Source organism: Nakamurella sp. A5-74 (assembly GCF_040438885.1).
Taxonomy (GTDB): Bacteria; Actinomycetota; Actinomycetes; order Mycobacteriales; family Nakamurellaceae; genus Nakamurella.
In genome coordinates, this window is record NZ_CP159218.1 from 1 (window position 1) to 25,540 (window position 25,540).

Sequence of the window (25,540 nt, forward strand, 5' to 3'; positions counted from 1 at the left end):
GGATGACGCGGTGGACTTCCCGGTGGAAGAGGTCCGTGACGGAGCAGAGGGGTCCAACAGCGTGCCGGTCGACGACCCGAGTGACCCGATCCTCCAGGCATGGCCAGGCGTCGTCGCTGCACTCTCACCCACCGTCAGCCAGCAACACCGGGCGTGTCTGTCGCTGACCACTCCGGTCGGTCTCCTCGGAACCACGGTCCTGCTGCGAGTTCCCACCACTTACGCCAAGGACGCCCTCGAACGCGCCCTGCGCGAACCCATCCTCGCGGAACTCTCAGCACGTCTCGGAACCCAGGTCAGCCTGGCCGTCACGGTCGAGGATCTCCACCAGAGTGCCGCCGACCCGAGTACCCCCGGCGATCACGGTGCTGCGGAGAACCACAGCGCAGCCGACAACCACAGCTCGGGCGACAACCACGGTTCGATCAACAACCACAGTGCGGTCGGCAACCACAGCGCCGCCGTGCAGCACGCCGCCACCGACGGTGCCACCGGCCGTGAGTCCTCGACCAGGGACGGCCACACCATCGGCAACTCCGAGTTCGATGGTCAGTCCGAGAGCGACCCGCATTTCGAAGAACGCGCCGAGGCCATGGCCACGGTCACCGAGATCTGGCCGACCTACACCGGCCGGCGCGACGTCAGCCCGCCGAATCCGGCGCAGAGCCGCTTGAACGACAAATACAGCTTCGACACGTTCGTCCGCGGCGCGTCCAACCGGTTCTCCCACGCCGCAGCCGTCGCCGTCGCCGAAGGACCGGGCAAGGCCTACAACCCGTTGTTCATCTGGGGTGAATCCGGCCTGGGCAAGACCCACCTGCTGCACGGCATCGGCCTGTACGCGGAGAAGTTGTTCCCGGGCATCAAGGTCCGCTACGTCTCCAGCGAAGAATTCACCAACGACTTCATCAACTCCCTGCGTGACGACCGGAAGGTGGCCTTCCAGCGCCGCTACCGCGATGTGGATGTCCTGCTGGTGGACGACATCCAGTTCCTGCAGGGCAAGGAGTCGACCCAGGAGGAGTTCTTCCACACCTTCAATACCCTCTACAACGCGAACAAGCAGATCGTCATCACCTCGGACTCGCCGCCGAAGCGGCTGGAGACCCTGGAGGATCGCATGCGCACCCGGTTCGAGTGGGGCCTGATCACCGACATCCAGCCGCCCGAGCTGGAGACCCGGATCGCGATCCTGCGCAAGAAGTGCGCGCACCAGGGCTACTCGGTGCCGGATGAGGTCCTGGAGTTCATCGCCAGCCACATCGAACGGAACATCCGCGAGCTCGAGGGCGCATTGATCCGGGTCACGGCCTTCGCATCACTGAACAAACAGACGACGGACCTCTCGCTGGCGCAGACCGTGTTGCGGGACGTCATCCGCGACGCATCCTCCAGCGACATCGATGCGCCGACGATCATGGCGGTGACGGCCGAATACTTCGACCTCACCCTCGACGAGATCTGTGGGGCCACGAAGACCAAGGCCATCGTCCGGGCCCGACAGACCGCCATGTACCTGTGCCGCGAGCTCACCGACCTCACGTTGCCCAAGATCGGCCAGCTCTTCGGCGGTCGCGATCACACCACGGTCATGCATGCGGACAAGAAGATCCGCCTCGAGATGACGGAGCGCCGGCAGACCTACGAAACGGTCCAGGAACTCACTGCCCGGATCCGGGACCGCAACCGACACTGAGTCGCCTCCACCACGGGATCTCGACTCCTACGTCCCTCGAGCACCGCTCGACACGCTGGTCGAGTGCAAACCCGGGCGCAGCGCACACCGGATCTCCTCTCGTTCCTCGCTCGATCGCCGTGGGTTTCCGCTGATCCCCTTCGTCTCCTTCGTCGCTCAGGACGAAGAACGAGCGAGGAACGAACGCGATGAGGCCCTGTCCGACGACCAACCAGTCTCCTGCGTCGCTCGATCGCTCCCTCCGGGTGGACGTCGTCTCTCCGGGTGTTCATCGCCGCCGGCGGTACCGATCCACGAGCCCCATTCGTCCCACCGATCCCCTGCTGCACGCCACCCCCGCGGTAGCCGGAGTTGTCCACAATGCCGGCGATATCGATTGCACGATGACTGCCTGCGGAAACAGCCGACTGAAGGGGCCGATGCCACCTTCCGGAGTGACCCCGACCACACAGAGTTGTCACCATGTGTGGACAACTCTGTGGACGGATGGGGACAGCACGGGGACAGCACGTCCACAACTGCCCTCTTCGACGGCCGGTGTCCCCACCTCTGCGAGTGCTCCACCGAATGACATGAATGCGACACCGACCGTCCGAGGACGGTCCACACCGACGCCACGCGACGTGACGAGCAGGAACAGCCCCGCATCCACACCGTCCACACTGCCTACTACTACGACTGTTTGATCTCTATAAGGGTCTACAAGAACAACCACCGTGGGGACAACCGGAACACCGGTGCCATCCAGGCGAATCCCGATTCGACCCCTGGACCGGTCGATCCAGCCGCCCCGGAATCTTTCCGGGCCCCCGGAGATGACGGGAGGCCCGCGAACCTCTACCGTTGGCAGCCCGGGGCATCGTGTCGGCATTCCGGCGCGTCCTCTGGGGATTCTCTCCCCTGAGGAGCTGTGGCCGACAACGGCTCCTCGCACGGATCGGTCCCGACACCCGTCGCTCCGCCCAGCACTGCTCGATCTCGTGACCCGAAAGGCCTCCAGATGAAGTTCCGCGTTGCCCGCGAGGATCTCGCCGACGCCGTGTCGTGGGTGGCCAAGTCGTTGCCGGCACGGCCGCCGATGCCCGTCCTGGGTGGCGTGCTGCTCGAGGTCAGCGACGAGACCACCCCGGTGCTCACGGTCGCCGGATTCGACTACGAGGTCTCGACCCGTGCCACCGTCTCCGTCGATGCCGACACCGCCGGCCGGGTCCTGGTCTCCGGGCGACTGCTCAACGAGATCACCCGATCGCTGCCGGCCGGTAAGCCGGTCGACCTGTCGGTCGAGGGCAACAAGGTCACCATCAAGGGCGGTGCCGCCCGGTTCACCCTGCCGACGATGCCGGTCGATGACTACCCGGCGCTGCCCCAGATGCCCGAGGCCTCCGGAAGTGTCGATGCGGCGACCTTCGCCGAAGCCGTCGCACAGACCGTCGTGGCCGCCGGTCGCGACGACGCACTGCCCATGACCACCGGTGTCCGCATCGAGATCGAGGGCGAGACCCTGACGCTCGCCGCCACCGACCGTTTCCGGCTCGGGTTGCGCACCCTCAGCTGGACGCCGACCAGTGCCACCCCGCTGTCGACGTCGGTGCTGGTGCCGGCCCGCACCCTCTCGGATGCGGCCAAATCGCTCGGCAGCAGCAAGGACGTCACCTTCGCCCTCGGTGACGGACTGCTCGGCCTCGAGGCCGGCGGCCGCCGCACCACCGTGCGACTGATGGACCTCGAGTTCGTGAAGTACCGCTCACTGCTGCCGACCGAGTCGACCACCACCGTCGATGTCGCGGTGAGCGAATTGAGCGATGCGATCAAGCGGGTGTCGCTGGTGACCGATCGTGGCCACCACCTGCGGCTGCAGGTCGGTGACGGAGCCCTGACCCTCACCGCCGGCGGCGACGACGAGGGCCGGGCCGAAGAGGATCTGCAGGTCGAGGCCGACGGCGCCGAACTGCTGATCGCCTTCAACCCGACGTATCTGCTCGACGGACTGGGGGTGCTGCGCACCGCGAAGGTGCGGCTCGCCTTCACCACGCCCAGTCGGCCCGCGTTGCTGCTGCCCATCGATGAGGATGGCGAGGCACCCGCAGGCACCGCGTCCGAGGACATCGCCTACCGCTACCTCGTGATGCCGGCCCGCCTTCCAGGCTGATCCAGTGCGCTGATCGAGGGGGTCTCGACTCCTTCGTCGCTCGACCACCGATTGGGTCTCGACTCCTTCGTCGCTCGACCAGCTGATGGGTCTCGACTCCTTCGTCGCTCGACCACCGCAGTCTCCGGTGATCGAGCAAGCGTGGAACGAGCGCGTCGAGATCCCGACAGATCGACGACGCGGTCCCGATGAATGCAGCAATCGACCACCGGATGATCGTCGTCGCTCAGGCTCTCCGTCGCTCCCGACGGGCCCGGAGTACCACGAACACCCGGTCGGCGACCAGGGCGATCACCAGCAGCGCCCCGTGCAGGACCTGCTGGGCGTACGAGCTGATGTTCACCAGCGCGAGACCGTTGTCGACGGTACTGAGGACCAGCAGCGCAAGCACCGTCCCGGCGACGGAGCCGCGGCCGCCGGCCAGGCTGCCACCACCGAGCACGACTGCGGTGAGCACCGTGAGTTCCAGGCCCCCTGCCGCTGCCGGCAGGCCCGTTCCCAGCTGGGACGTGAGGATCATCCCCACCAGTGCAGCGGCTGCCCCCGAGGCGATGAACATGCCGATCAGGGACAGGGTGTGACGACGGGCAGCACGTTGTTGTTGGGACGATCCGGCCTGGTCCGCCTCGTCGGTGCCGGGATCGAGCGGCCGGTCCTGCAGGCCCAGACCGAGGATCCCGGACCGCCCGATGGGTGACGGCTGCGGCGACAGGGTCTGCGACAATCCGGTGAGCGCCTGGATTCCTGCGGCTGCGACGAGCAGTCCGAGGAAGATCAGCACCGGCACGCTCAGCGCGAACACCGACGTCGTCGCGCTGAGTGTCGAGAAGTTCGGCGCCGTCACCGCCAGGCCACCCGGCAGCAGGTAGGCGACCCCCCGCAGCAGCGCCATCGCGGCGAACGTGGCGGCCAAGCTGTTGATGCCGAGCACGCAAACCAGCACACCGATGATCGCCCCGGAGAGCAGACCCGCGATCACCGCCACCAGCACGGCACCGACGTTGCCGAGGTCGGGGGCGAATCCGGCGAGCAGGACGCCGCTGGTGGCGGCCAGTGCTCCGACCGACAGGTCGACCTGGCCGGCCCGGATGAGGAACGTCGCCGGCAACGCCACGATGCCGGTCACTGAGATCGAGGTGATCAAGGTGACCAGGTTGTCCGAGGTGAGGAAGTACGGGCTGACCGCGGAGAACACTGCGCCGACGACAGCGAGCAGCACCAGGAACACCAGTGCAGTGCGGAGAATGCGCGGCAGCCGCCTCGGGGAGGTGACGACAAGGGTCTGTGTCATGGGTTCTCCGGGCAGCTGCTCACGTCGTAGGAGCCACTCACCGTCGACACATCGACGAACTGCGGTGTGGTGAGCATTGCCTGCGGGATGCTGCGGCCGGCCATGGCGTCGATCAGCGACGGCACCACGAGTTCTCCGTAGCGGTCGGGAAAGAGCGCTGCATCACCCAGCCACCGAGGATTGCCTGCGATTTCGCAGCGAGAGCGCTGGTCGGCGCCGACCGCGACCAGCCGTACGTCCTCGAGCCGTCCCGCGGACCGGACGGCCGTCATGGCGGTGAAGGCAGGCCCGTCCGACACGGCGGCGATCAGAATGCGCCCGCTGTCCGGCTGGGCGCCGATCGCCCGCTGCACCGCGTCGTAGACGGCTTTCTGGTCGGCGGTGTCGACGACCGTCACCCGAGCTCGTTCGGCTGCCGCACTGCTCGAGGCGGATTGCTGTGACGGGTCGGTGGTCGTGGGTGGAGGTGCCACCGTGGTGCCGGGCGCAGTGGTGAACGGCATCTCGAGCCGGTCGGGACAGGACTGTCGGAAGCCCTCGCGGATGCCTTCGGCCCTGGCGGTCGAGGCGGCACTCTCGGTGGGGTCGGTGATCAGGATGAAGCTGTCGAACCGGCAGTCGTGATCGTGGATCGAGTACTCCCCCAGGTGACTGCCCGCGAGCCGGCCCGCGGCGCTGTCGTCGGCGGTCACGGTAGCTGTGGTGCAGGGGCCGGGCGGTCCGTCGACGACGATCATCGGGACCGTCCGCGGACCGGCCCCGCACAGTGAGTTGCCGGGCATCCAGCCCGAGCGCTGCACGATCCAGCCGTCCACCTGCTGGTTCGACAACCGCTGCGCGCACTCGAGGGCGAACTCGCCGTCAGCTCCCGGGTCGCAGCGGATCAGTGCGGCGCCGGCCGTGGTGGTCTCGGCGATGATCGAGTCGGTGACCGCGCGGCTGAACGGGTCCGTGGCGTCGGGGCTGATCAGACCGATCCGCTTTCCGGTCGCGCTGCCCGCCTCGGTGGTCCGGAAGGGTGTGACCACGCCGGCCGGCCATCCGGTCGTGCTCGTCGCGCTCGGTGATGGGGCTGTCTGGGAGGTGCTCGTCACGGGTGTCGAGGTCACGCCGGTCGGAGCCGAGCTGCTCGGGGTGGGTCCGGTGGGTGTGGTACACCCGGTCACCAGCACGCTGACGACCATGGCCAGCACACCAGGAAGCCGGTGCCCGGCCCAGCGTGTGGTACCCACAGGAGACAAGATCCGATCGATGGAGGTGGCATGCGTTCAGGGCTCCGGAGCCGTCTGGCGACAGTGCTCGCGGCGGCCACGGTGCTCACCACCGCCGGCTGCGGGACGCAGGCCCCCTCGGACCTGCCGGCCGTCGACACGTTGGTCCGATTCTACGACGTGGGGTCCGGTGTCTGGCCGACGACGGGCTGGTGGAACAGCGCCAATGCGCTCACCGCGCTGGCCGACCACATGCTGCTGTCCGGTGACCGCCGGTACGTATGGGTGCTCGGCAACACCTGGTCATTGAAACGCCATGCGCTGCAGGGGAACTTCGTCAATTCGTTCCTGGACGACACCGGCTGGTGGGCGCTCGCCTGGATCCGCGCCTACGACCTGACCGGCGATCGCCGCTACCTGGACACCGCACGGGCCGGGGTCGACCACATGTGGCGCTATCGGGACGACGCCTGCGGGGGAGGTCTGTGGTGGACGAACAGTCGCACCTACAAGAACGCCATCACCAACGAGCTGTTCATCAAGGCCGCTGCGGAGCTGTCCGTCAGGGTGGGTGACACCCGCTACCTCGATCAGGCGGTGCAGGTCTGGAAGTGGTTCGACGCCTCCGGGATGATCAACGATGATTTGCTGGTGAACGACGGTCTGTCGGACTGCCGCAACAACGGCGGCACCACGTGGACCTACAACCAGGGTGTGGTGCTCGGTGCGCTGGTGGCGTTGGCCGAGGCCTCCGGCGACGACGCATATCTGGAGCGGGCCAGGGCGATGGCCGGTGCCTCGATCGCGGCCGACTCACTCCACCAGGACGGGATCCTGGTGGAACCCTGCGAACCGGACGGCTGCAACATCGACCAGCAGAGCTTCAAGGGAATCTACGTCCGCAATCTCGGGGAGCTCGACCGAGCGCTCACGGACCATCCGTTCAACGAGTACCTCGCCGAGCAGGCCGCCAGCGCCTTCGCGCACGACCGGAGCGCCGATTCCGGTTACGGGCTCCGGTGGGCGGGGCCACCGGGGATCGTCACCGGTGCGACCCAGCAGAGTGCGGTCGACCTGCTCGTCGCCGCGCGACCCATCCCAGCGGACGACACGTCAAGCAATTCTCCGACCAGTGGGTCGGGAACGGGTGGTTCGGTGCCGAGCGGCACGGTCATCGGTGGGACGCCGGTGGTCCCCACCCCTTGAGGTGAGTGAGCACGCGCGGGTATCCCGAGGGGTACGGGCGCCGTCCGGAGTGGTACCCGGGCGCTCTACTGTCGAGCGTGCACGCCGGTGGTGTCGGCGCACAATGATGTCTGCAGGTGGAGCACCTGTGGGAAGAAACCCGAGGAGTGGTCATGCAGATCGGTTTGGTCGGACTGGGCAAGATGGGCGGCAACATGGCCGAACGTCTGCGCCGCGGTGGTCATGAGGTGGTCGGTTTCGATCGCAATCCCGAGTCGGCCCGCTCCGTCTCCTCGCTCGAGGAACTGGTCTCCTCGCTCGCCGCGCCGCGCGCCGTGTGGGTGATGGTGCCCTCCGGTGAGCCGACCCGCGCCACGGTCGCTGCGCTCGCCGAGGTGCTGGAGCCCGGCGACGTGATCATCGACGGTGGCAACTCCCGCTACACCGACGACCAGATCCACGCCGAGCAGCTGGCCAAGAAGGGGATCAAGTTCCTCGACTGCGGTGTGTCCGGCGGTGTCTGGGGTCTGACCGAGGGATATGCCCTGATGGTGGGTGGGGCCGCAGAAGATGTGGCACTCGTGCAGCCGGTCTTCGACACCCTCAAGCCGGAGTCTGCGGGCGGCTTCGTGCACGCCGGCAAGGTGGGTGCCGGTCACTTCGTGAAGATGGTCCACAACGGTATCGAGTACGGGATGATGCAGGCCTACGGCGAGGGGTACGAGCTGATCAAGGCCGTCGACCTGGTCGACAGCCCGGACGCCGTGTTCGCCTCCTGGAAGGAAGGGACCGTCATCCGGTCCTGGCTGCTGGACCTGATGGTCGAAGCGCTGGGCAAGGATCCGGGTCTGACGGAGGTCCGCGGGTTCGCCCAGGACTCCGGCGAAGGTCGCTGGACCATCGAGGCTGCCATCGAGCACGCCGTGCCGCTGCCGGTGATCACCGCTGCGCTGTTCGCCCGGTTCGCCTCCCGCCAGGACGATTCGCTGGCGATGCGGGTGGTCGCCGCCCTGCGCAACGAGTTCGGCGGGCATGCCGTCGGCAAGGCCGGCTCGACCACCGAGGTCCCGATCTCCTGACCCCGCCGTTCGCGGTAGTGACGGTCGTTTGGCTGCCTTGTTCGCGGTAGTGACGGTCGTTTGGCTGCCTTGTTCGCGGTAGTGACGGTCGTTTGGCTGCCTTGTTCGCGGTGCTGACGGTCGTAAACCGGCCATCGCGGATCGATCACCGGATTCGATGGGAGGCTGACGGTATGTACGTCCGGCATCTGACCGTCGCCGACTTCCGATCGTGGGAGCTCGTCGAGGTCCCCCTGCAGCAGGGTGTCAACGTGCTCGTCGGCCGGAACGGGGTCGGCAAGACCAACCTCGTCGAAGCGGTCGGGTATCTGGCGACGCTGGCCTCCCACCGGGTCTCCACCGACCAGGCCCTCATCCGCCGTGGGCGTGAGCAGGCCATGATCCGCGCAGCGGTGGTCTCGCAGGAACGCGAGCTGCTGCTGGAGATCGACATCACCGCCGGCAGGGCGAACAAGGCGCGGATCAACCGATCGCCCGTCACCAGAGCGAGGGACATCCTCGGCGTGGTCCGGACGGTGCTGTTCGCCCCCGAGGACCTTGCTCTGGTCCGCGGCGATCCGTCCGAGCGCCGGAAGTTCATGGACGAGCTGCTCGTGATGCGCACCCCGCGACTGGCCGGTGTCCGCAGCGACTACGAGCGGATCCTGAAGCAGCGCAACACCTTGCTGAAGACGTCCGGCGTCGCGCGGCGCAGCGGACGGACACCCGACCTGTCGACCCTGGACGTCTGGGACGACCACCTGGCGGCCGTGGGCGCCGAGCTGATCGTGCAGCGCCGTGAGCTGGTGGCGGCGCTCCAGCCGCACGTGATCGCTGCCTACGCCGAACTCGCGCCGGCCTCGGAGCCGATCGACCTGCTCTACCGCTCGACGGTGCTCGACGGGCCGGGCGATGTTTCCGGCTACGGGACGGAGCCCGGCCTCCCCGGCGACGCCCCGATCGAGCAGGTACGCGCCGCGATGGTCGAGCGACTGCAGGAGCGCCGATCCGCGGAACTCGAGCGCGGAGTGTCGTTGGTCGGTCCGCACCGGGACGAGCTGGAACTGACCCTCGGCAGCGGACCGGCGCGGGGGTACGCGAGCCACGGGGAGTCGTGGTCGTTCGCGCTCGCATTGCGGCTCGGATCGTTCGCACTGCTGCGCACCGACGGGGTCGACCCCGTCCTGGTGCTCGACGACGTGTTCGCCGAACTCGACACCGGCCGGCGCGACCAGTTGGCGGCGTTGATCGCAGACGCCGAACAGGTGTTGATCACGGCAGCGGTGGACTCCGACGTCCCCGCGGTGTTGGGTGGCACCAGGATCCGGATCGCCGACGGGCAGGTGAGTACATGAACACCAACGGCACGGGTTCCGGCGGCACAGGAGACGCGGGCAGGGGTTCGGGTGACGACGCCGATCCGGTGGTGCCCCGCGGCGCTGACCTGGCGCGCGAGGCGTTGGCCGCCGCCAGGGCCAAGAACGCCGCCAACCGCAAGGACCGAGCGACGCTGATCCAGCGCAACGGAGGTTCGGCCCGGTCGCTGCGACGCCGGCGGTGGTCCGGATCGGGGGCCGATCCGCGCGACCCGCAGACCCTCGGATCTGCTCTGCAGAAGTTCGTGCAGGCCAGCGGCGCCGGCGCCGATCTGGTCAAGGCCCAGCTCTTTGCGCGCTGGGCCGAGATCGTCGGGCCTGGGATCGCCGACCATTGCGAGCCCAGCCAGTTCGTCGACCGGGTGGTCACCGTGCAGTGCACGTCGACGGCGTGGGCCGCGCAGATCCGGCTGATGGCTCCCCAGGTGGTCAGGACCATCAATGAAGCACTCGGACACGGCACGGTGACGCGGGTGCACGCCATCGGACCGACGGCACCGTCCTGGAAGTTCGGGCCACGGCATGTCTCCGGGCGGGGACCCCGCGACACCTACGGCTGAGTGCACGGGCGCCCCACCGGCATCGCCACAGCAGCGGTGATACTCCGGGGATGAACCTGAAGACGCTCTTCCGACGTGCCGGACGACGGACGAACATCGCACTGTTCGCGGTGGTCATCGGGGCCTTCCTCTCCGGCTGGGCGGCCTTCGCCGCCGGGACCGCGGTGCCGGCGACCTCGGCGACGGTGGCCCACGGTGTCTTCGGGATCGGCGTCGTGCTGTTGGTGCCGTGGAAGAGCGTGGTGATCAGCCGGGCCCCGGCGATCCGGTGGGCGAGCCTGGCCCTGCTGGTGCTGATCCTGCTGTGCGTCGTCGCGGGCTTCGTCCAGGTCTTCGTCGGCTACCGGTTCTTCCTCGGGGTGACGCCCATCCAGGTGCATGTCGGTGCCGCGCTGATCGCGGTGCCGCTCTTCGCCTGGCACGTGATCCGGCATCGTCGACGGCAGCGACTGCAGCGCCGTGACCTGTCCCGACGGGCTCTGCTGCGCACCGCCGCCTTCACGGCCGCTGCCGGCGGCAGTTGGCTGGCAATGGAGGGGGTCGGCAGCTGGACGGGTTCGCCGGCCGCGTCGCGCATCGCCACCGGGTCGCACGAGTTGGCCGCTGCCGACATCCCGGCGACCATCTGGCTGCTGGACAGTGTGCCGGTGCTCGACCCTGCCACCCACCGGCTGATGATCGGCGACCATACCTGGTCGGTGGCCGAGCTCGATGCGCTGGCGGCCGCCGAGTCGCTGGCGGTCGCGGCTCGCCTGGATTGCACCAGTGGCTGGTATGCCGACGCAAGTTGGATCGGCGTACCGCTGGACCGGTTGCTGGACAACACTTCTCCGTCCGCAGGTTCCTCGATCGAGGTGGTCAGCACCACCGGCTACACCCGACACTTCCCGGTCGCCGAGGCCGGTGCGCTCTGGCTGGTGACGCGGCGCAACGGGGTGCCGCTCGGAGTCGGGACGGGGGCCCCGGTCCGCCTGGTCGCCCCTGGTCGGCGCGGGTTCTGGTGGGTGAAGTGGGTGGCGACCGTGCGGGTCAGCGATCGCCCGGACTGGTGGCAGCCACCGTTCCCGCTGCAGTGAAAGTGGCCAGGGTGGTGGATCCCGGCGCCCGCGGCAGGTGGGCGCGCCGGTCAGTCGCGGCCCTGCGCGGTGCAGATGCAGGCCTGGTTGCCGTCGGCATCGGCGAGCACCCAGAACGCCGGCGCGAACTCCTCGGTGACCATCCGCCCACCGGCAGCGAGAACTGCCGCGATCCGGTCCGGAGCCGCGTCGTCCGCGACGACGACATCGGCATGGAAGCGCATCTCCGGGGCGTCCGGACCGGTGCTGGTCTCCGCGGATTGCTGGAACCACAGCACGTTGGTACCGAAGGCGTCCCGCAGCCCGTCGTCATCGTCGGGATCGGTCTCCGCCCCCAGCAGGGCCTGCCAGAACGGTTTGATCCGGGAGGGGTTGCTGGTGTTGAGGCCCATGTCCAGCACCTGCACGCTCTTCGGATCGGCAGTGGCGCCCAGTTCGTCGGCGATGGCGCTGATCGTGCGGGCGAATCCGATGTCGCGGGACGTGACCCCGCCGACGTCGTGCGAGCTGGTGATCACTCCTACGCTGCCGTAGTGCAGATCGATCTCGGGGTGGTGTTGCGCTTCCTGCGCAGCGGCCCCGATCCGGGCCACCAGCGCCAGACCGGTGTCGTAGTCCGGGGTGCGGAACCGGGTGTGCAGTCGCTGCAGCACGAACCTCCAGTGCGGAAGGTCGAAGGCGTCGAACTCACTGGCGGTGATCCTGGCATCGGTCATGGCTCCGAGCTTCGCACGAACCCCCGACACCCGCATCGAGGATCGCCACCCCCCAGCCGACCCCGGACGTCCGCAGCAGACCCATCGGTCCTGTGTCAGATGGCCAGCCGTCGGCGAAGCTCGGGCGCTCCGTCCCCGGCCAGCGCAGCGGCGGACGCGGCCCGTCCGGCGAGGGCACTGATCAGAGCGGACGCACGACCTTCGACGACGGGTCCGTCACCGAGGGACCAGTCGGCGTCCGTGGCCCGGAGGTGCAGGCCGGTCAGCAGGTGCGGACCGACCGAGTGCCGCCCCGCAGTGAGGCCGGTCAGCACGAGGCGGCCGGCCTCGGGTCCACAGGAACCGGCGAGTCCGAGCGGGACCCGGACGTCCTGCGCGTGGATCACGAGGTGGCTCAGCGGTGCGCGCTCGCCGGCCCCGGGAACGTTGAAAGCATCCGCGGTGGTGACGGACAAGGCGGCCGTGATCTCGGTGCCGGTGCGACGATCAGCTCGCGCCCATCGATCTGCCAGCCGGTCGAAGTCGAAGCGGGCGGTCACCAACCGCCGCAGGACGCCGGGCACGGTGAGTTCGAAGGGCATCAGGAGGTGTGCGGCCAGATCGCGGATCGTCCAGCCCGCGCACAGGCTCTGCTGCTCCCAGTCGGTGCGCGTTGCGGCGGACAACTCCTGGGTCAGTCGGTTGCGTTCCAGCAGATACAGATCGTCGACGGTGCTCTCGGTCATGGTGCGCGCTCCTCTGCGCTCGGTGTGTGTCCAGGAGCTCAGTGTCCCCAGTAGTGGGGACGACGCCCGGACCCGCAACTGATCGGTCCACGTGTGCCCGAGTGACAGGGGTCTGCCGAGTAAGGTCACCCTTACCGACCTGAGGAGCCCGACCCCGTGAGTTCACCCGATCCGTCCGCTGCTGTCCCGAGCGCAGAGCCCCGGAGCCCGTCTGCCACCGCCCCCGAGCGGCCGCGGAAGAAGACCAGGCCGGTGGTCGTGCTGCAGGTCTTGGGCAGCGAGCGACTCACCGACCATCTGGTGCGGGTCTGGGTCGGCGGACCGGGCTTCCCGGAGTTCCGCAACAACGAATTCAGCGACCGCTACTGCAAGCTGCACTTCGCCAAGCCCGAGCTCGGCCTCACCCCGCCGTACGACCTGACGGAGTTGCGGGATCGGCTCGCGCCGGGGGATCTGCCGGTCACCCGCACGTACACGATCCGTGAGGTGCGCGAGGACCGGCTGGCGATCGACTTCGTCGTGCACGGTGACAGCGGGATCGCCGGACCGTGGGCCGCAGCTGCCCGGCCGGGCGACCAGCTCGTGCTCAGCGGCCCGGGAGGCGGGTACCTGCCGGACCCGGCGGCCGACGTCCATGTGCTGGCCGGCGACGAGTCGGCCCTGCCGGCGATCGCCGCCGCACTCGAGGTGATGGCGCCCGATGCCCGGGGTTCGGTGTTCATCGAGACCTTCGGACCGGCTGACGAACTCGCACTCGACCGGCCCGTCGGCGTTGGATTGCACTGGTTGCACCGCGACGACGCCGAGGCGGGCACCACCACACTGCTCGCCGACGCGCTCCGCGAGCTCGGCCGGCCTGCCGGTCGGGTGCAGGTGTTCGCACACGGCGAGCGGGAGTCGATGAAGGCCGTGCGCGACGCGCTGCAGAGTTGGGACCTGAGCCGTGGTGACCTGTCGCTCTCCGGCTACTGGGCCAACGGTCGCACCGAGGACAGGTTCCAGGCCGAGAAGCGGGAGCCGATCGGCGTCATCCTCTGAGACTGGTATGCTCTGGGTCTTAGGAACCTGGTGTGCTGCAACAGATCCGGGACAGGCCGGCGCCCCGGTCGACGGGGGAACGACCGGGGCGCCAGGTGTGCGGACGTGGGGCGGGCCCACGCAGGTCCTGCAGGGTCAGGAGACGAACTCGGTCTCCAGGGTGATGTCGACGCCGGTCAGCGCTTTGCTCACCGGACAGGTTGCCTTGGCGTCCTGGGCCGCCTTCTCGAAGCCGGCCTTGTCGAGGCCGCTGACCTCACCGACCACCTTGAGCGCGATGCCGGTCAGCCGGAAGCCGCCGGCCGGGTCCGGTCCGAGGGAGACGTTCGCGGTGACCTCGAGCGAGTCCGGCGTGCCGCCGGCCTCGCCGATCAGCGCGGAGAGCTGCATGGCGTAGCAGGAGGAGTGTGCGGCAGCGATCAGCTCTTCCGGGCTGGTGGTGCCGTCGGCATCCTCGGCGGCGCGCTTCGGGAACGACACCTGGTAGGTGCCGACGTGCGAGCTGGCCAATTCGACCTGGCCGGAACCGTCCTGCAGGGTCCCGTTCCAGGCGGTACGAGCGGTACGTGTCGGCATCTGCGCTGCTCCTTCGAGAGCGACCCCGGGGGTCGGGGCCGGGTGACCTTAAGTCTTGTGTACAAGACAAGTGTGCACGGTAATCTGGCGGGACGCAACACTGCGTGGTCACGGGAGGAAGCACGTCGGATGACGGAACAGGTAACAGCAGGGGCGGCCGCGCTCGAGGACCTGCTGTGCTTCGACCTCTACGCCGCCTCCCGCGCCGTCACCGCGCTCTACCGACCGCTGCTGGACGAGCTGGGCCTCACCTACCCCCAGTACCTGGTGCTGGTGCTGCTGCAGCCCGAGGAGATCCGGCCGATCTCCTCGATCGCCCGCGACCTGCAGCTGGACCACGGAACGCTCACCCCGCTGCTGCGCCGGCTCGAGAGCGCCGGTCTGCTGTCCCGTACTCGCAGCGCGGCCGACGAACGGGTCGTGCAGATCGCCCTCACGCCCGACGGCATCGTGCTCAAGGCCCGGTTCGACGAGCTGAAGTGCACGATCATCGACGCGATGGCCCTGCCGGAGCCGGCGGCCCGCGATCTCCAGCGCACGTTGCGCAGGCTGATGTCGTCCGTCGCGGCCCATGGCGCGGGTGCTCCGCCGGCCGGTCGCACCTCCTGATCGACAAGCGGACGGCCGCCGCTGAGGAGCTGGGTCCGGCACAGCGACGCAGCTGCGATCTGGGCGCTCCGGAGAGCAGGCTCCGTCCCCCGTCCCGAAGTCGGGACAGAAAATTGCGCCACGGCCGTGTCAGGTGCCTTCCGCGCGGTCCTCTGTCCGTCGGTACCGGTAGCATGAAGAGGCTGTGACCAGGAAAGGCCCCCAGCGTCCACGCTGAGCGATTCCTCGTCACCGTCCTGTACCGACGAAGGAGACTTGTGGCGACGAAGAAGAACGAGTACGGCGCATCATCGATCACCGTCCTCGAGGGTCTGGAAGCGGTCCGGAAGCGTCCGGGTATGTACATCGGCTCCACCGGTGAGCGGGGCCTGCACCATCTGGTCCAGGAAGTCGTCGACAACTCGGTCGACGAGGCGATGGCCGGCCACGGCAGCACGATCACCGTCACCCTGCGCGCCGACGGTGGGGTCAACGTCACCGACAACGGCCGTGGTTTCCCGGTCGACATGCACCCCACCCAGAAGAAGCCGGCCGTCGAGGTCGCCCTGACCGTCCTGCACGCCGGTGGCAAGTTCGACTCCGACACCTACAAGGTCTCGGGCGGCCTGCACGGCGTCGGCATCTCCGTCGTCAACGCCCTCTCCGTCCGGCTCGAGGTCGAGATCCGCCGCGACGACACCCTCTACCGCCAGGACTACGAGCGTGCCAAGGCCGGTCCGTTGCAGACCCTCGGGTCGGCGACCGGCACCGGCACCAGCCTCACCTTCTGGGCCGATCCGACGATCTTCGAGACCACCACCTACTCCTTCGAGACGATCTCCCGTCGATTGCGCGAGATGGCCTTCCTCAACAAGGGCCTGGAGATGGTGCTGCGCGACGAGCGCCCCAAGGCTGTCGCTCAGGACGACGCGGCTGCCGAGGGTGTCGCCGACAGCATCGAAGACGTCATTCCCAGTGCGAAGCTGCCGGTCGAGAAGCGTTACCTCTACCAGGACGGTCTGATCGACTACGTCAAGTTCCTCAACCATTCCAAGGAAGCGATCCACCCGACGGTGATCGGTTTCGAGGCCAAGAGCGACACCGTCGAGGTCGAGGTCGCGATGCAGTGGAACTCGACCTATTCGGAGTCGGTGCACTCCTTCGCCAACACGATCAACACCATCGAGGGCGGTACCCACGAAGAGGGCTTCCGGTCCAGCCTCACCACCGTCGTCAACAAATACGCGCGCGACAAGAAGTACCTCAAGGACAAGGACGTCAACCTCTCCGGCGAGGACGTCCGGGAGGGCCTGGCGGCGATCATCTCGATCCGCCTGCAGGAGCCCCAGTTCGAGGGTCAGACGAAGACGAAGCTGGGCAACACCGAGGCCAAGTCGTTCGTCCAGAAGGCTTGCAACGACTGGCTCACCGACTGGTTCGAGCGCAATCCGGCCGAGGCGAAGTTCATCATCAACAAGGTCATCTCCTCGGCGCAGGCCCGCGCCGCTGCCCGCAAGGCCCGCGACCTGGTCCGCCGCAAGGGTGCGCTGGAGATCGGCGGCCTGCCCGGCAAGCTCGCCGACTGCCGCTCGACCGATCCGGCCCGCTCCGAGCTCTACATCGTCGAGGGCGACTCGGCCGGCGGCAGCGCCAAGTCCGGCCGCGACTCGATGTTCCAGGCGATCCTGCCGATCCGCGGCAAGATCATCAACGTCGAGAAGGCCCGGATCGACCGGGTGCTCAAGAACACCGAGGTCCAGAGCCTGATCACGGCCCTGGGTACCGGCATTCATGACGAGTTCGACGTGACGAAGTTGCGTTATCACAAGGTCGTGCTGATGGCCGACGCCGACGTCGACGGTCAGCACATCCGCACCCTGCTGCTCACCCTGCTGTTCCGCTTCATGCGGCCGCTCGTCGAATCCGGTTACGTGTATCTGGCCCAGCCACCGTTGTACAAGCTGAAGTGGACCAAGGGCGGACATGAATTCGCCTATACCGACCGCGAGCGTGACGGATTGATGAAGATCGGCGCCGAGGCAGGCCGTCGACTGCCGAAGGATGACGGTATCCAGCGGTACAAGGGCCTGGGCGAGATGGACGCGAAGGAACTGTGGGAGACCACCATGGATCCGACCCACCGGCTGATGCTGCAGGTGACGCTCGATGATGCCGCCACCGCCGACGAGCTCTTCAGCGTGCTGATGGGCGAGGACGTCGCTGCCCGCCGGTCGTTCATCACCCGGAACGCGCGGGACGTGCGGTTCCTCGACACCTGATCGAGGTGGACAGGGTGGGATGCGGTCGGCCACGGGTGATTGTCCGGCGATCTCACTCTCGTTCACATGTTGTTCATGCAGCGGGTCAAGAAAAGAGTTGTTCACACACTTTGTCCCCAGTGTGGATGAATTCCTGCGGTAGTTCGCAGATTCATTCCGCCGGTGGCAGGCGAGCTGAAAGGCCATCAACATCGTGACCGGTCCTACCGACGGCAACGAACCGCCCGAGTCCCCGGACGTCCCCGACGTCAGCTCTGGGGTCGACGGCTCTCCGGTCGACCCGGACGCCACCCAGGGTGACGCCGAGATCGTGGTGACGCAGACCGATCGCACCGAGCCGATCGACATCCAGGCCGAGATGCAGCGCTCGTTCATCGACTATGCGATGAGCGTCATCGTCTCCCGCGCCCTGCCGGACGTGCGTGACGGTCTGAAGCCGGTACACCGCCGTGTGCTGTACGGCATGTACGACTCCGGCTTCCGCCCTGATCGCGGCCGGGTGAAGTGCAGCCGCATCGTCGGTGACGTGATGGGCAACTACCACCCGCACGGTGACTCCTCGATCTACGACACGTTGGTCCGGATGGCGCAGCGCTGGTCACTGCGGTACCCGATGATCGATGGCCAGGGAAACTTCGGCTCGCCCGGTAATGACCCTGCCGCTGCGATGCGGTACACCGAAGCCAGGATGAGCAACCTGGCGATGCACATGCTCACCGGAATCGACGAGAACACCGTCGACATGAGGGCGAACTACGACAACAAGACCACCGAACCGATCGTGCTGCCGTCTCGCATCCCGAACCTGTTGGTGAACGGTTCCGAAGGAATCGCGGTCGGCATGGCGACCCGCATTCCGCCGCACAATCTGCGTGAGGTCTCGCAGGCTGTCATCTGGTCACTGCAGAATCCGGAGGCCACGGCCCAGGAACTCCTGGAGGCCTGCATCGAGCGGATCAAGGGCCCGGACTTCCCGACCGGTGCGCTGATCGTCGGGGGCGACGGCATCGCGGACGCCTATCGCACCGGCCGTGGTTCGATCCGGATGCGCGCGGTCGTGGAGATCGAGGAGGACGCCAAGGGGCGCACCATCCTGGTCGCCACCGAGCTGCCGTACCAGGTCAACCCCGACAACCTGGTCGAGTCGATCGCCCAGCTGCACCGCGACGGCAAGATCGCCGGTGTTGCCGACATCGCCGACGAGTCCTCCGACCGGATCGGCATGCGGATCGTGATCACGCTCAAGCGGGACGCGGTCGCGAAGGTGGTGCTGGCGAACCTGTTCAAGCACACCCAGCTGCAGACCAGCTTCGGTGCGAACATGCTCTCGATCGTCGACGAGGTCCCGCGGACACTGCGCCTCGACCAGATGATCAGCTACTACGTGGCGCACCAGATCGAGGTCATCACCCGGCGCACCCAGTACCGACTCGACGAGGCCGAGAAGCGCGCCCACATCCTGCGTGGTCTGGTCAAGGCGCTCGACGCGCTCGACGAGGTGATCGCCCTGATCCGGGCGTCCTCCACCGTCGACACTGCCCGTACCGGCCTGATCGAGCTGCTCGACATCGATGACGTGCAGGCCAACGCCATCCTCGAGATGCAGCTACGTCGGCTCACCGCCCTGCAGCGGCAGCAGATCGTCGACGAGTTGGCCGCCATCGAGCTGACCATTGCCGACCTGCAGGACATCCTGTCCAAGGACGAGCGGAAGCGGCAGATCGTTGTTGACGAACTCACCGAGGTCGTCGACAAGTACGGCGATGACCGTCGCACCCGGCTGATCCCCTACGACGGCGACGTCTCGATGGAGGACCTCATCGCCGTCGAGGATGTCGTCGTCACGATCACCCGGAGCGGGTACGCCAAGCGCACCAAGACCGATCTGTACCGCGCGCAGAAGCGTGGCGGCAAGGGCGTGCAGGGCGCACAACTGAAGCAGGACGACATCGTCGCCCACTTCTTCGTGTGTTCGACGCACGACTGGATCCTGTTCTTCACCAACAAGGGTCGGGTGTACCGCTGCAAGGCCTACGACCTGCCGGAAGCGCTTCGCACGGCCCGCGGCCAGCACGTGGCCAACCTGCTCGCGTTCCAGCCGGACGAGAAGATCGCCCAGGTCATCCAGATCCGCAACTACTCGGTGGCCCCGTACCTGGTGCTCGCCACCAAGGCGGGTCTGGTCAAGAAGAGTGAGCTGACGGCCTTCGATTCCAACCGCCAGGGCGGCATCGTCGCGGTGAACCTCCGCGAGGGCGACGAGCTGGTCGGAGCCGTGTTGTGCTCCTCAGAGGATGATCTTCTCCTCATTTCTGCAGAAGGCCAGTCGATCCGCTTCCACGCCACCGACGAGGCGCTGCGTCCGATGGGTCGGGCGACCTCAGGTGTGCTCGGGATGCGGTTCCGCGAGGGCGACGTGCTGTTGTCGCTCGACGTGGCGCGCGACGACGCGTACGTGCTGGTCGCGACGGCCGGCGGCTTCGCCAAGCGGACGTCGATGGCCGAGTACCCGGTCCAGGGCCGCGGCGGCAAGGGTGTTCTCACGATCCAGTACGACCGACGTCGTGGCACACTCGTGGGCGCGCTGATCGTCGACCTGGACACCGAGATCTTCGCCATCACCTCCAGCGGTGGGGTGATCCGGACCAGGGCGAAGGAAGTGCGCAAGGCCAAGCGCCAGACCATGGGAGTGAAGTTGATGAACCTCGCTGAGAAGGATCAGCTGCTCGCCGTGGCACGCAACGCCGACACCACCGACATCGAAGACCTCGCCGACGACGTGGTGGCACCCGAACCCGGAACCGACGGTGGTGGCGCGTGAGCACCACCGAATCGTCCGCCGGGGTAGCCCGCGGCAAGCAACCCCCGCGGCGCACCAAGCCCGCCAAGCGGCCGCCGCGGTTGGCCTCACTGCAGCTCAAGCGGATCGACGCCTGGACCGTGCTGAAGGTCAGCCTGATCGTCGCGATCGTGCTGTTCTTCGTCTGGATGATCGCCGTCGGCATCATCTACCTGGTGCTCGGTGGGATGAACGTCTGGACGCAGGTCAACGAGACGTTCAAGACGCTCACCTCGTCCGAGACCACCGCCTCGCTGGGCGACCTGATCACCCCGGCCCGGGTGTTCAGCATCGCGGCGGTGATCGGTGCGATCAACATCGTGCTGCTGACGGCCCTGTCGACCATCGGCGCGTTCGTCTACAACGCCGCCGCCGGCATGGCCGGCGGTGTCGAGCTCACTCTCGGCGAGCGCGACTGATCTTCACGCACGCCGAACCCACGGTGCTCGAGCGGGCGGCCGACCCACGGTGCTCGAGCGGGGCCGGACCCACGGTGGTCCCCTTCGACTCCTTCGTCGCTCAGGGCAGGGAGCGAGCGAGGAACGAGCGCGACGAGACCCTGTCAGATCATCGACCGGCTCCCACGGGATCTCGACTCGTTCCTCGCTCGATCACCGACTGGCTCGGAAACCTCGGTGGTCGAGCAGCGAGGAACGAGCGTGTCGAGACCCTGTCAGATCATCGACCGGCTCCCACGGGATCTCGACTCGTTCCTCGCTCGATCACCGACTGGCTCGGAAACCTCGGTGGTCGAGCAGCGAGGAACGAGCGTGTCGAGACCCTGTCAGATCATCGACGCGGCCTCATCGCGCACCTGCTCGCGGTAGTACCGCGGACTCACCCCGAATTCCTTCTTGAACGCGGCGCTCAAGCTGAACGGGGTGCGGTAGCCAACGCGGCCGGCAATGGCTGCCAGCGTCAGATCCCCCTCGCCGAGCAGCTCCGCAGCGAGGCCCAACCGCCACCGGCTCAGGTACGCCATCGGCGGCGAGCCGATCCGGTCGGTGAAGCGGGCCGCCAGGCTCGCGCGTGAGCAGCGGGCGAGGCCGGCGAGCTCGGCCACCGACCATGGATGCTCCGGCGCGCTGTGCATCGCACTGATCACCGTCTTCAGCACCGGGTCCCGGCTGCCGTTCAGCCAGGTGGCGCGCTGGGCATCGGCGGAGCCGTGCCACTGCCGGAGCGTCGTGACAAGCAGCAGGTCCAGCAGCCGGTCGAGCACCACTGCCTGCGCAACGTCGTCCCGGTCGATCTCCGCCACCAACAGTTCGACGATCCGAGTGTCGGCCACCCGTACCAGGATGACCGGCGGCAGCGCATCGGTGAGCAGCGCGCCGGCGGCACTTCCGAACGGATAGCTGCCCACCACCATCACGTCGCGGCCGTGCGGGTCGTTGCCCCAGGTCCGCAGTGCGGAGTGCGAGCCCGCCAGGTCGTGCCCGCCGGGCCCCGAGCAGTGCCCCCCCGGGCCGATCACCACCGACGGTTCCTGCATCGCCGTGTGCGCGACGACGTAGGGCTCGGCCGTGTTGATCACCGCAACGGAGCCGGCCGGCAGGGCGAGCGGTGGCCGGCCCGGTAGGCGCAGGACCCCGGTCCCGGAAGTCATCGCCACCACGGTCAACGGCGCCCGGTCCTCGATGCTCATCGACCAGGGCGGCTGCATCGTGACCCGCAGCAGGAACGCCTGTCGGGCGCGGCCACGGTCCAGGAACTGACCCAACGGATCCACGACGCAGACGGTACGCCTGGACGATCGCGTATGCAGCTCAGCGCGTGCACCATTCCGGTCTGTCTCCTGCTGCGGTTGGCTGAGCGGGAGAACGCCGGCGAACACCGATCCCAGGAGTGACGACATGATGCGACTGACCACCCCACTGATGACAGCCGGTGGTCTCACTTCTCTGGTGACGGCACTGGTCTACCTGCACTTCTCCCGATCCGTCATGCCGAGGTTGGCGAAACTTCCTGCAGCCCAGGGGATCGCTCGGATGCAGGAGTTCAACAGGACCGCGGTGAAGCCGCCGTTCATGGTCGCCTTCTTCGGCGCCGCAGTGGTCGGGATCTGGTTTGCAATGGCCCGGTTGCGGGGCAACCGGACCCTCGCCGACACGCTGGCGGCCGGCGGCGGGCTGGCGTACCTGGCGGGATTCGCGCTGACCATCGCCTTCCATGTGCCCCGCAACGAGGCGCTGGCGGCACTCGATCCGAGTGGCCCGCTCTCCGCCGAGGTCTGGCAGACGTACTTGCGGGAATGGACGGGCGGGAACACGGTCCGCGCGGTGTTCTCGACGCTGGCGGTGGCTGCCTTCACCGCAGGCATCCTGGCCCGTCAGCTCTCCGACGATCCCTGAACGAGTGCGCTCGGTACCGCATACTGGGCATGCCGGCGGACTCTCCCTCGGCCGACGGGGGCCAGTTGGAACTGCAGGTCAGACCATGCACCGTGGCCGATGTCGCGGTGATGCGTGGGGTGCAGCCGGCCGGCGCCGATCTGGCCGGAAGGTTCTTCGAGGCACAGCAGGCGGGTGGGGTCGTCTACCTGATCGCCTGGGACGGCGACGAACCCCTGGGTGACGGAGTGCTGGTGACGGGCGCCGGTGGTGTGGTGCCGGAGCTCAAGAACCTGAACGTGCGAGCGGCGCACCGCTCCCGTGGTGTTGGCAGCGCGCTCGTCCGGGCGGCCGAGGAGCTGTGTCGGGCGCAGGGCGCCGACCGGATGCAGGTGGGTGTCGGCCTCGACAATCCACGCGCCAGGGCACTGTACGAGCGCCTCGGGTACGTCGGCACCGGGGAGCAGGACACCGTGACTTACCAGTACGTGGACGACGACGGGCACCAGCGCACGGCCACCGAGACCTCGGAGCAGCTGTGCCGCCGGCTCTGAGCCATCAGCCGCGGCGCTCGGTGGTGCGCACTCAGACCAGGCAGAACTCGTTGCCCTCCGGGTCGGCCATCACGATGTGGTCGAGATGGCCACGGTTGCTCCCACGCCGCAGTTCCGAAGCACCGGCTGCAACCAGTTCGACGGCCCTCGCCTCGATCCGCTCGGACCTCAGTCGGGGTGGTTGGGCGCGACCACCGGAGACCTTGAGATCCAGGTGCCAGCGGTTCTTGACCGTCTTGCCCTCCGGCACCTTGAGGAATCCGACCTGGGGAAGGACACCGCTCGGATCCTGGATCGCGGCGCCGTCGTTCCACTCCTGCTCGGGCACCTCGCAGTGCTCGAACCATTGTTCCCAGGACTCGAACCCCGACGGCGGATCCGCCGGCCGGTAGTCCAGCGCCAAAGCCCAGAACGTGGCGAGCAGCGCCGGGTCCGCACAGTCGACCGTCACAGCCCACAGCCCTGGTTCTCGGTCGGTCATGCGGCAAGCGTCGCACTCACCACCGACAGAGCATGACCGGTTGCTCCGTCGGGTATCGGAGGCTCATGACTGGATCGTCGACGAGCACCTCTCCCACGTCCCTGCTGATCATCGGCAGTGGCCCGGCCGGAAACGCGGCGGCGAAGGCCTATCGGGAGGGCGGCGGCGCGGGCACCGTGCGGATCGTCACCGATGAGCACCATCCGCCGTACGACCGTCCGCCGCTGTCGAAGGAGTATCTGCGGGGCGAGAGTGCGGAGAGCGATCTGCCGCTGGAGGACGAGGGGTTCTACGACCAGCACGACATCGAGTTGGTGCTCGGCGCCGAGGTGGTTGCGCTGGACACCGCCCAGCGGGCGGTGCGACTCGTCGACGGGCGCCGCATCGGCTACGAGAGCTTGCTGCTGGCCACAGGTTCCTGGTCGAAGGTGCCCGGGATCGACGGCGCCGACCATGCCGACGTGGTGCTGCTGCGCTCCTGGGACGAGGGCGTGACGCTGCGGCACCGTGCCGAGGACGCCAGATCCGCGATCGTCGTCGGGTCCGGCTTCATCGGCTGTGAAGCGGCGGTCTCGCTGGCGCGCCGTGGTCTCGCCGTCACGATGGTGACCTCGGAGAGCCGGCCGCAGGCGAAGCGGCTGGGACCTGACGTCGCCGAGCGCATCGCACGTTGGCTGTCCCAGGACGACGTCACCCTGATCGGCGATGCGCGAATCGCGTCGATCGAGGACGGTCGGGTGGTGGTGCTCGAGAACGGTGACCGTCACGAGGCAGATCTGGTGGTGCTGGCCACCGGTGCGAGTCCGCGTACCGATCCGTTCACCGGCGCCGGGTTGGCGATGACCGGCGGCCGGATCTCCGTCGACGAGCACCTGCGCACCTCGGATCCGCATGTCTTCGCCGCCGGCGACATCGCCTGGGCGCACCATCCGAAGGCCGGCCGGTCGCTGGCCGTCGAGCACTGGGGAGACGCGGAGGCGATGGGCGCCGTCGTCGGAACCGTGGTGGCCGGCGGTGAGGCTGCCTGGGAGGACGTGCCCGGCTTCTTCACCGGTATCGGCGATCGCTGGTTGATGTACGCCGCCTGGGGTGACGGATACGACGTCGTGCGATTCGAGGGCGGCGACCCGACGCAGGACTCACCATTCACCGCCTGGTATCTGCAGGACGGGGTGGTCGTCGGTGTGCTGGCCTACAACAGTGACGATGACTACGAGCGCGGCAAGCAGTTGATCGCAGAAGGCGCCGGCCTCGACTGACCCACTGGACCCCCGAATCCCCCCGGTGATCGAGCGAGGGAGGAACGACCGAGTCGAGATCCCGATCCGTCATCGACCGGCCCGTCGCAACGTCCTACCCTCGATCCATGCCACCAGACGCCGGTGTCGAGCAGTACCTGGCCACCTTCGACGGTGACGTGCGCGAGCGGCTCGAGCGGATGCGCACGTTGATCACCGAGGAAGCGCCCGATGCGGCCGAGTCGCCCGCCTACGGACTGATCGGCTACAAGCTCGACGGCAAGCCGCTCGTGTACGTCGGTGGGTTCGCCAGGCACGTCGGCTTCTACGCCACCCCGAACGGGCACGAGGCGTTCGCCGCCGAGTTCTCGAAGTTCAAGCAGGGCAAGGGTTCTGTGCAGTTTCCGCACACTTCCGAGCTACCGGAGGACCTGGTGCGTCGGGTGGTGCGATTCCGCGCTGCGGGAATCTGCGGCGGCTGAGCGAGCCGCGTTCGCTCACGTCCGGGTCGGATGCTCACGTTCGATCATGAACATCCGACCGCAGCGTGAGCAAACGGCATCCCGGGCGG

The 25,540-nt window shown here is 67.8% G+C and carries 23 protein-coding genes; 16 read left to right on the forward strand and 7 right to left on the reverse strand.

Annotated elements, in window-relative coordinates; all coding sequences use genetic code 11:
• Positions 1-88: 88 nt before the first annotated feature.
• Together dnaA and dnaN are read left to right on the forward strand one after the other, a co-directional pair.
• Entirely contained in the window at positions 89-1,696 is a 1,608-nt protein-coding gene (gene dnaA / locus ABLG96_RS00005) for a chromosomal replication initiator protein DnaA (RefSeq protein ID WP_353651621.1), read from the forward strand.
• A gap of 1,000 nt (positions 1,697-2,696) precedes the next feature.
• Positions 2,697-3,845 carry a DNA polymerase III subunit beta gene (dnaN, locus tag ABLG96_RS00010; protein WP_353649397.1) on the forward strand — a complete coding sequence of 383 codons (1,149 nt, stop codon included), beginning with the start codon at positions 2,697-2,699 and terminating at the stop codon, positions 3,843-3,845.
• Positions 3,846-4,071: 226 nt separating this feature from the next.
• On the opposite strand, the gene ABLG96_RS00015 is transcribed toward dnaN, so the two are convergent.
• Positions 4,072-5,136: an ABC transporter permease gene (locus ABLG96_RS00015; RefSeq protein WP_353649398.1), complete on the reverse strand. Its 1,065-nt coding sequence runs from the start codon at positions 5,134-5,136 to the stop codon at positions 4,072-4,074.
• Positions 5,133-6,368, reverse strand: a complete 1,236-nt coding sequence (locus ABLG96_RS00020; protein ID WP_353649399.1) for a substrate-binding domain-containing protein — start codon at positions 6,366-6,368, stop codon at positions 5,133-5,135. The genes ABLG96_RS00015 and ABLG96_RS00020 overlap by 4 nt, the downstream gene beginning before the upstream one ends.
• Before the next feature lie 30 nt (positions 6,369-6,398).
• Here ABLG96_RS00020 and ABLG96_RS00025 point away from each other — a divergent pair, with 30 nt between their 5' ends.
• The 5 genes from ABLG96_RS00025 (at position 6,399) to ABLG96_RS00045 (ending at position 11,602) form a co-directional block, all read left to right on the forward strand.
• Positions 6,399-7,553, forward strand: coding sequence for a glycoside hydrolase family 76 protein (locus ABLG96_RS00025; protein ID WP_353649400.1), 1,155 nt, complete (start codon positions 6,399-6,401; stop codon positions 7,551-7,553).
• 152 nt (positions 7,554-7,705) lie between these two features.
• Positions 7,706-8,611, forward strand: coding sequence for a phosphogluconate dehydrogenase (NAD(+)-dependent, decarboxylating) (gnd, locus tag ABLG96_RS00030; protein ID WP_353649401.1), 906 nt, complete (start codon positions 7,706-7,708; stop codon positions 8,609-8,611).
• A gap of 173 nt (positions 8,612-8,784) precedes the next feature.
• Positions 8,785-9,945, forward strand: coding sequence for a DNA replication/repair protein RecF (gene recF, locus ABLG96_RS00035; RefSeq protein ID WP_353649402.1), 1,161 nt, complete (start codon positions 8,785-8,787; stop codon positions 9,943-9,945).
• Entirely contained in the window at positions 9,942-10,526 is a 585-nt protein-coding gene (locus ABLG96_RS00040; protein WP_353649403.1) for a DciA family protein, read from the forward strand. Before recF ends, ABLG96_RS00040 begins: the two co-directional genes overlap by 4 nt.
• Before the next feature lie 50 nt (positions 10,527-10,576).
• Complete coding sequence (locus ABLG96_RS00045) at positions 10,577-11,602, forward strand: molybdopterin-dependent oxidoreductase (protein ID WP_353649404.1); 1,026 nt, start codon at positions 10,577-10,579, stop codon at positions 11,600-11,602.
• A 50-nt stretch (positions 11,603-11,652) separates the two neighbouring features.
• On the opposite strand, the gene ABLG96_RS00050 is transcribed toward ABLG96_RS00045, so the two are convergent.
• Both ABLG96_RS00050 and ABLG96_RS00055 read right to left on the reverse strand, forming a co-directional pair.
• Entirely contained in the window at positions 11,653-12,318 is a 666-nt protein-coding gene (locus ABLG96_RS00050) for a VOC family protein (protein WP_353649405.1), read from the reverse strand.
• Positions 12,319-12,413: 95 nt separating this feature from the next.
• Entirely contained in the window at positions 12,414-13,043 is a 630-nt protein-coding gene (locus ABLG96_RS00055) for a maleylpyruvate isomerase family mycothiol-dependent enzyme (RefSeq protein ID WP_353649406.1), read from the reverse strand.
• A 252-nt stretch (positions 13,044-13,295) separates the two neighbouring features.
• On the opposite strand from ABLG96_RS00055, the gene ABLG96_RS00060 reads away from it, so the two are divergent.
• Entirely contained in the window at positions 13,296-14,081 is a 786-nt protein-coding gene (locus ABLG96_RS00060; RefSeq protein WP_353651622.1) for a siderophore-interacting protein, read from the forward strand.
• 135 nt (positions 14,082-14,216) lie between these two features.
• Here ABLG96_RS00060 and ABLG96_RS00065 read toward each other — a convergent pair whose 3' ends face one another.
• Positions 14,217-14,657 carry an OsmC family protein gene (locus tag ABLG96_RS00065; RefSeq protein ID WP_353649407.1) on the reverse strand — a complete coding sequence of 147 codons (441 nt, stop codon included), beginning with the start codon at positions 14,655-14,657 and terminating at the stop codon, positions 14,217-14,219.
• Positions 14,658-14,786: 129 nt separating this feature from the next.
• On the opposite strand from ABLG96_RS00065, the gene ABLG96_RS00070 reads away from it, so the two are divergent.
• From ABLG96_RS00070 to ABLG96_RS00085, 4 genes are all read left to right on the forward strand, one after another.
• Positions 14,787-15,266 carry a MarR family transcriptional regulator gene (locus ABLG96_RS00070; RefSeq protein WP_353649408.1) on the forward strand — a complete coding sequence of 160 codons (480 nt, stop codon included), beginning with the start codon at positions 14,787-14,789 and terminating at the stop codon, positions 15,264-15,266.
• Positions 15,267-15,523: 257 nt separating this feature from the next.
• Positions 15,524-17,524, forward strand: coding sequence for a DNA topoisomerase (ATP-hydrolyzing) subunit B (gyrB, locus tag ABLG96_RS00075; RefSeq protein ID WP_353649409.1), 2,001 nt, complete (start codon positions 15,524-15,526; stop codon positions 17,522-17,524).
• Between the two features lie 310 nt (positions 17,525-17,834).
• Positions 17,835-20,345 carry a DNA gyrase subunit A gene (gyrA, locus tag ABLG96_RS00080; RefSeq protein WP_353651623.1) on the forward strand — a complete coding sequence of 837 codons (2,511 nt, stop codon included), beginning with the start codon at positions 17,835-17,837 and terminating at the stop codon, positions 20,343-20,345.
• Positions 20,342-20,782 carry a DUF3566 domain-containing protein gene (locus tag ABLG96_RS00085; RefSeq protein WP_353649410.1) on the forward strand — a complete coding sequence of 147 codons (441 nt, stop codon included), beginning with the start codon at positions 20,342-20,344 and terminating at the stop codon, positions 20,780-20,782. The genes gyrA and ABLG96_RS00085 overlap by 4 nt, the downstream gene beginning before the upstream one ends.
• 365 nt (positions 20,783-21,147) lie before the next feature.
• On the opposite strand, the gene ABLG96_RS00090 is transcribed toward ABLG96_RS00085, so the two are convergent.
• On the reverse strand, positions 21,148-22,095 hold the full coding sequence (locus ABLG96_RS00090) for an AraC family transcriptional regulator (RefSeq protein ID WP_353649411.1): 948 nt from the start codon (positions 22,093-22,095) through the stop codon (positions 21,148-21,150).
• A 124-nt stretch (positions 22,096-22,219) separates the two neighbouring features.
• Between ABLG96_RS00090 and ABLG96_RS00095 the strand changes: the two genes are divergently transcribed.
• Positions 22,220-22,717 (forward strand): anthrone oxygenase family protein, encoded by a 498-nt coding sequence (locus tag ABLG96_RS00095; protein WP_353649412.1) that lies wholly within the window; start codon positions 22,220-22,222, stop codon positions 22,715-22,717.
• Between the two features lie 92 nt (positions 22,718-22,809).
• Positions 22,810-23,250 carry a GNAT family N-acetyltransferase gene (locus ABLG96_RS00100; protein WP_353649413.1) on the forward strand — a complete coding sequence of 147 codons (441 nt, stop codon included), beginning with the start codon at positions 22,810-22,812 and terminating at the stop codon, positions 23,248-23,250.
• Positions 23,251-23,281: 31 nt separating this feature from the next.
• Here the strand turns inward: ABLG96_RS00100 and ABLG96_RS00105 are convergent, their stop codons facing one another.
• A complete protein-coding gene (locus ABLG96_RS00105; protein ID WP_353649414.1) occupies positions 23,282-23,731 on the reverse strand; it encodes a VOC family protein in 450 nt (149 codons plus the stop codon).
• 65 nt (positions 23,732-23,796) lie between these two features.
• Between ABLG96_RS00105 and ABLG96_RS00110 the strand changes: the two genes are divergently transcribed.
• Positions 23,797-24,990 carry an FAD-dependent oxidoreductase gene (locus tag ABLG96_RS00110; protein ID WP_353649415.1) on the forward strand — a complete coding sequence of 398 codons (1,194 nt, stop codon included), beginning with the start codon at positions 23,797-23,799 and terminating at the stop codon, positions 24,988-24,990.
• Positions 24,991-25,097: 107 nt separating this feature from the next.
• The gene (locus tag ABLG96_RS00115; protein ID WP_353649416.1) at positions 25,098-25,451 is read left to right on the forward strand and encodes a DUF1801 domain-containing protein; all 354 of its coding nucleotides are present in this window, start codon (positions 25,098-25,100) and stop codon (positions 25,449-25,451) included.
• Positions 25,452-25,540: the final 89 nt, after the last annotated feature.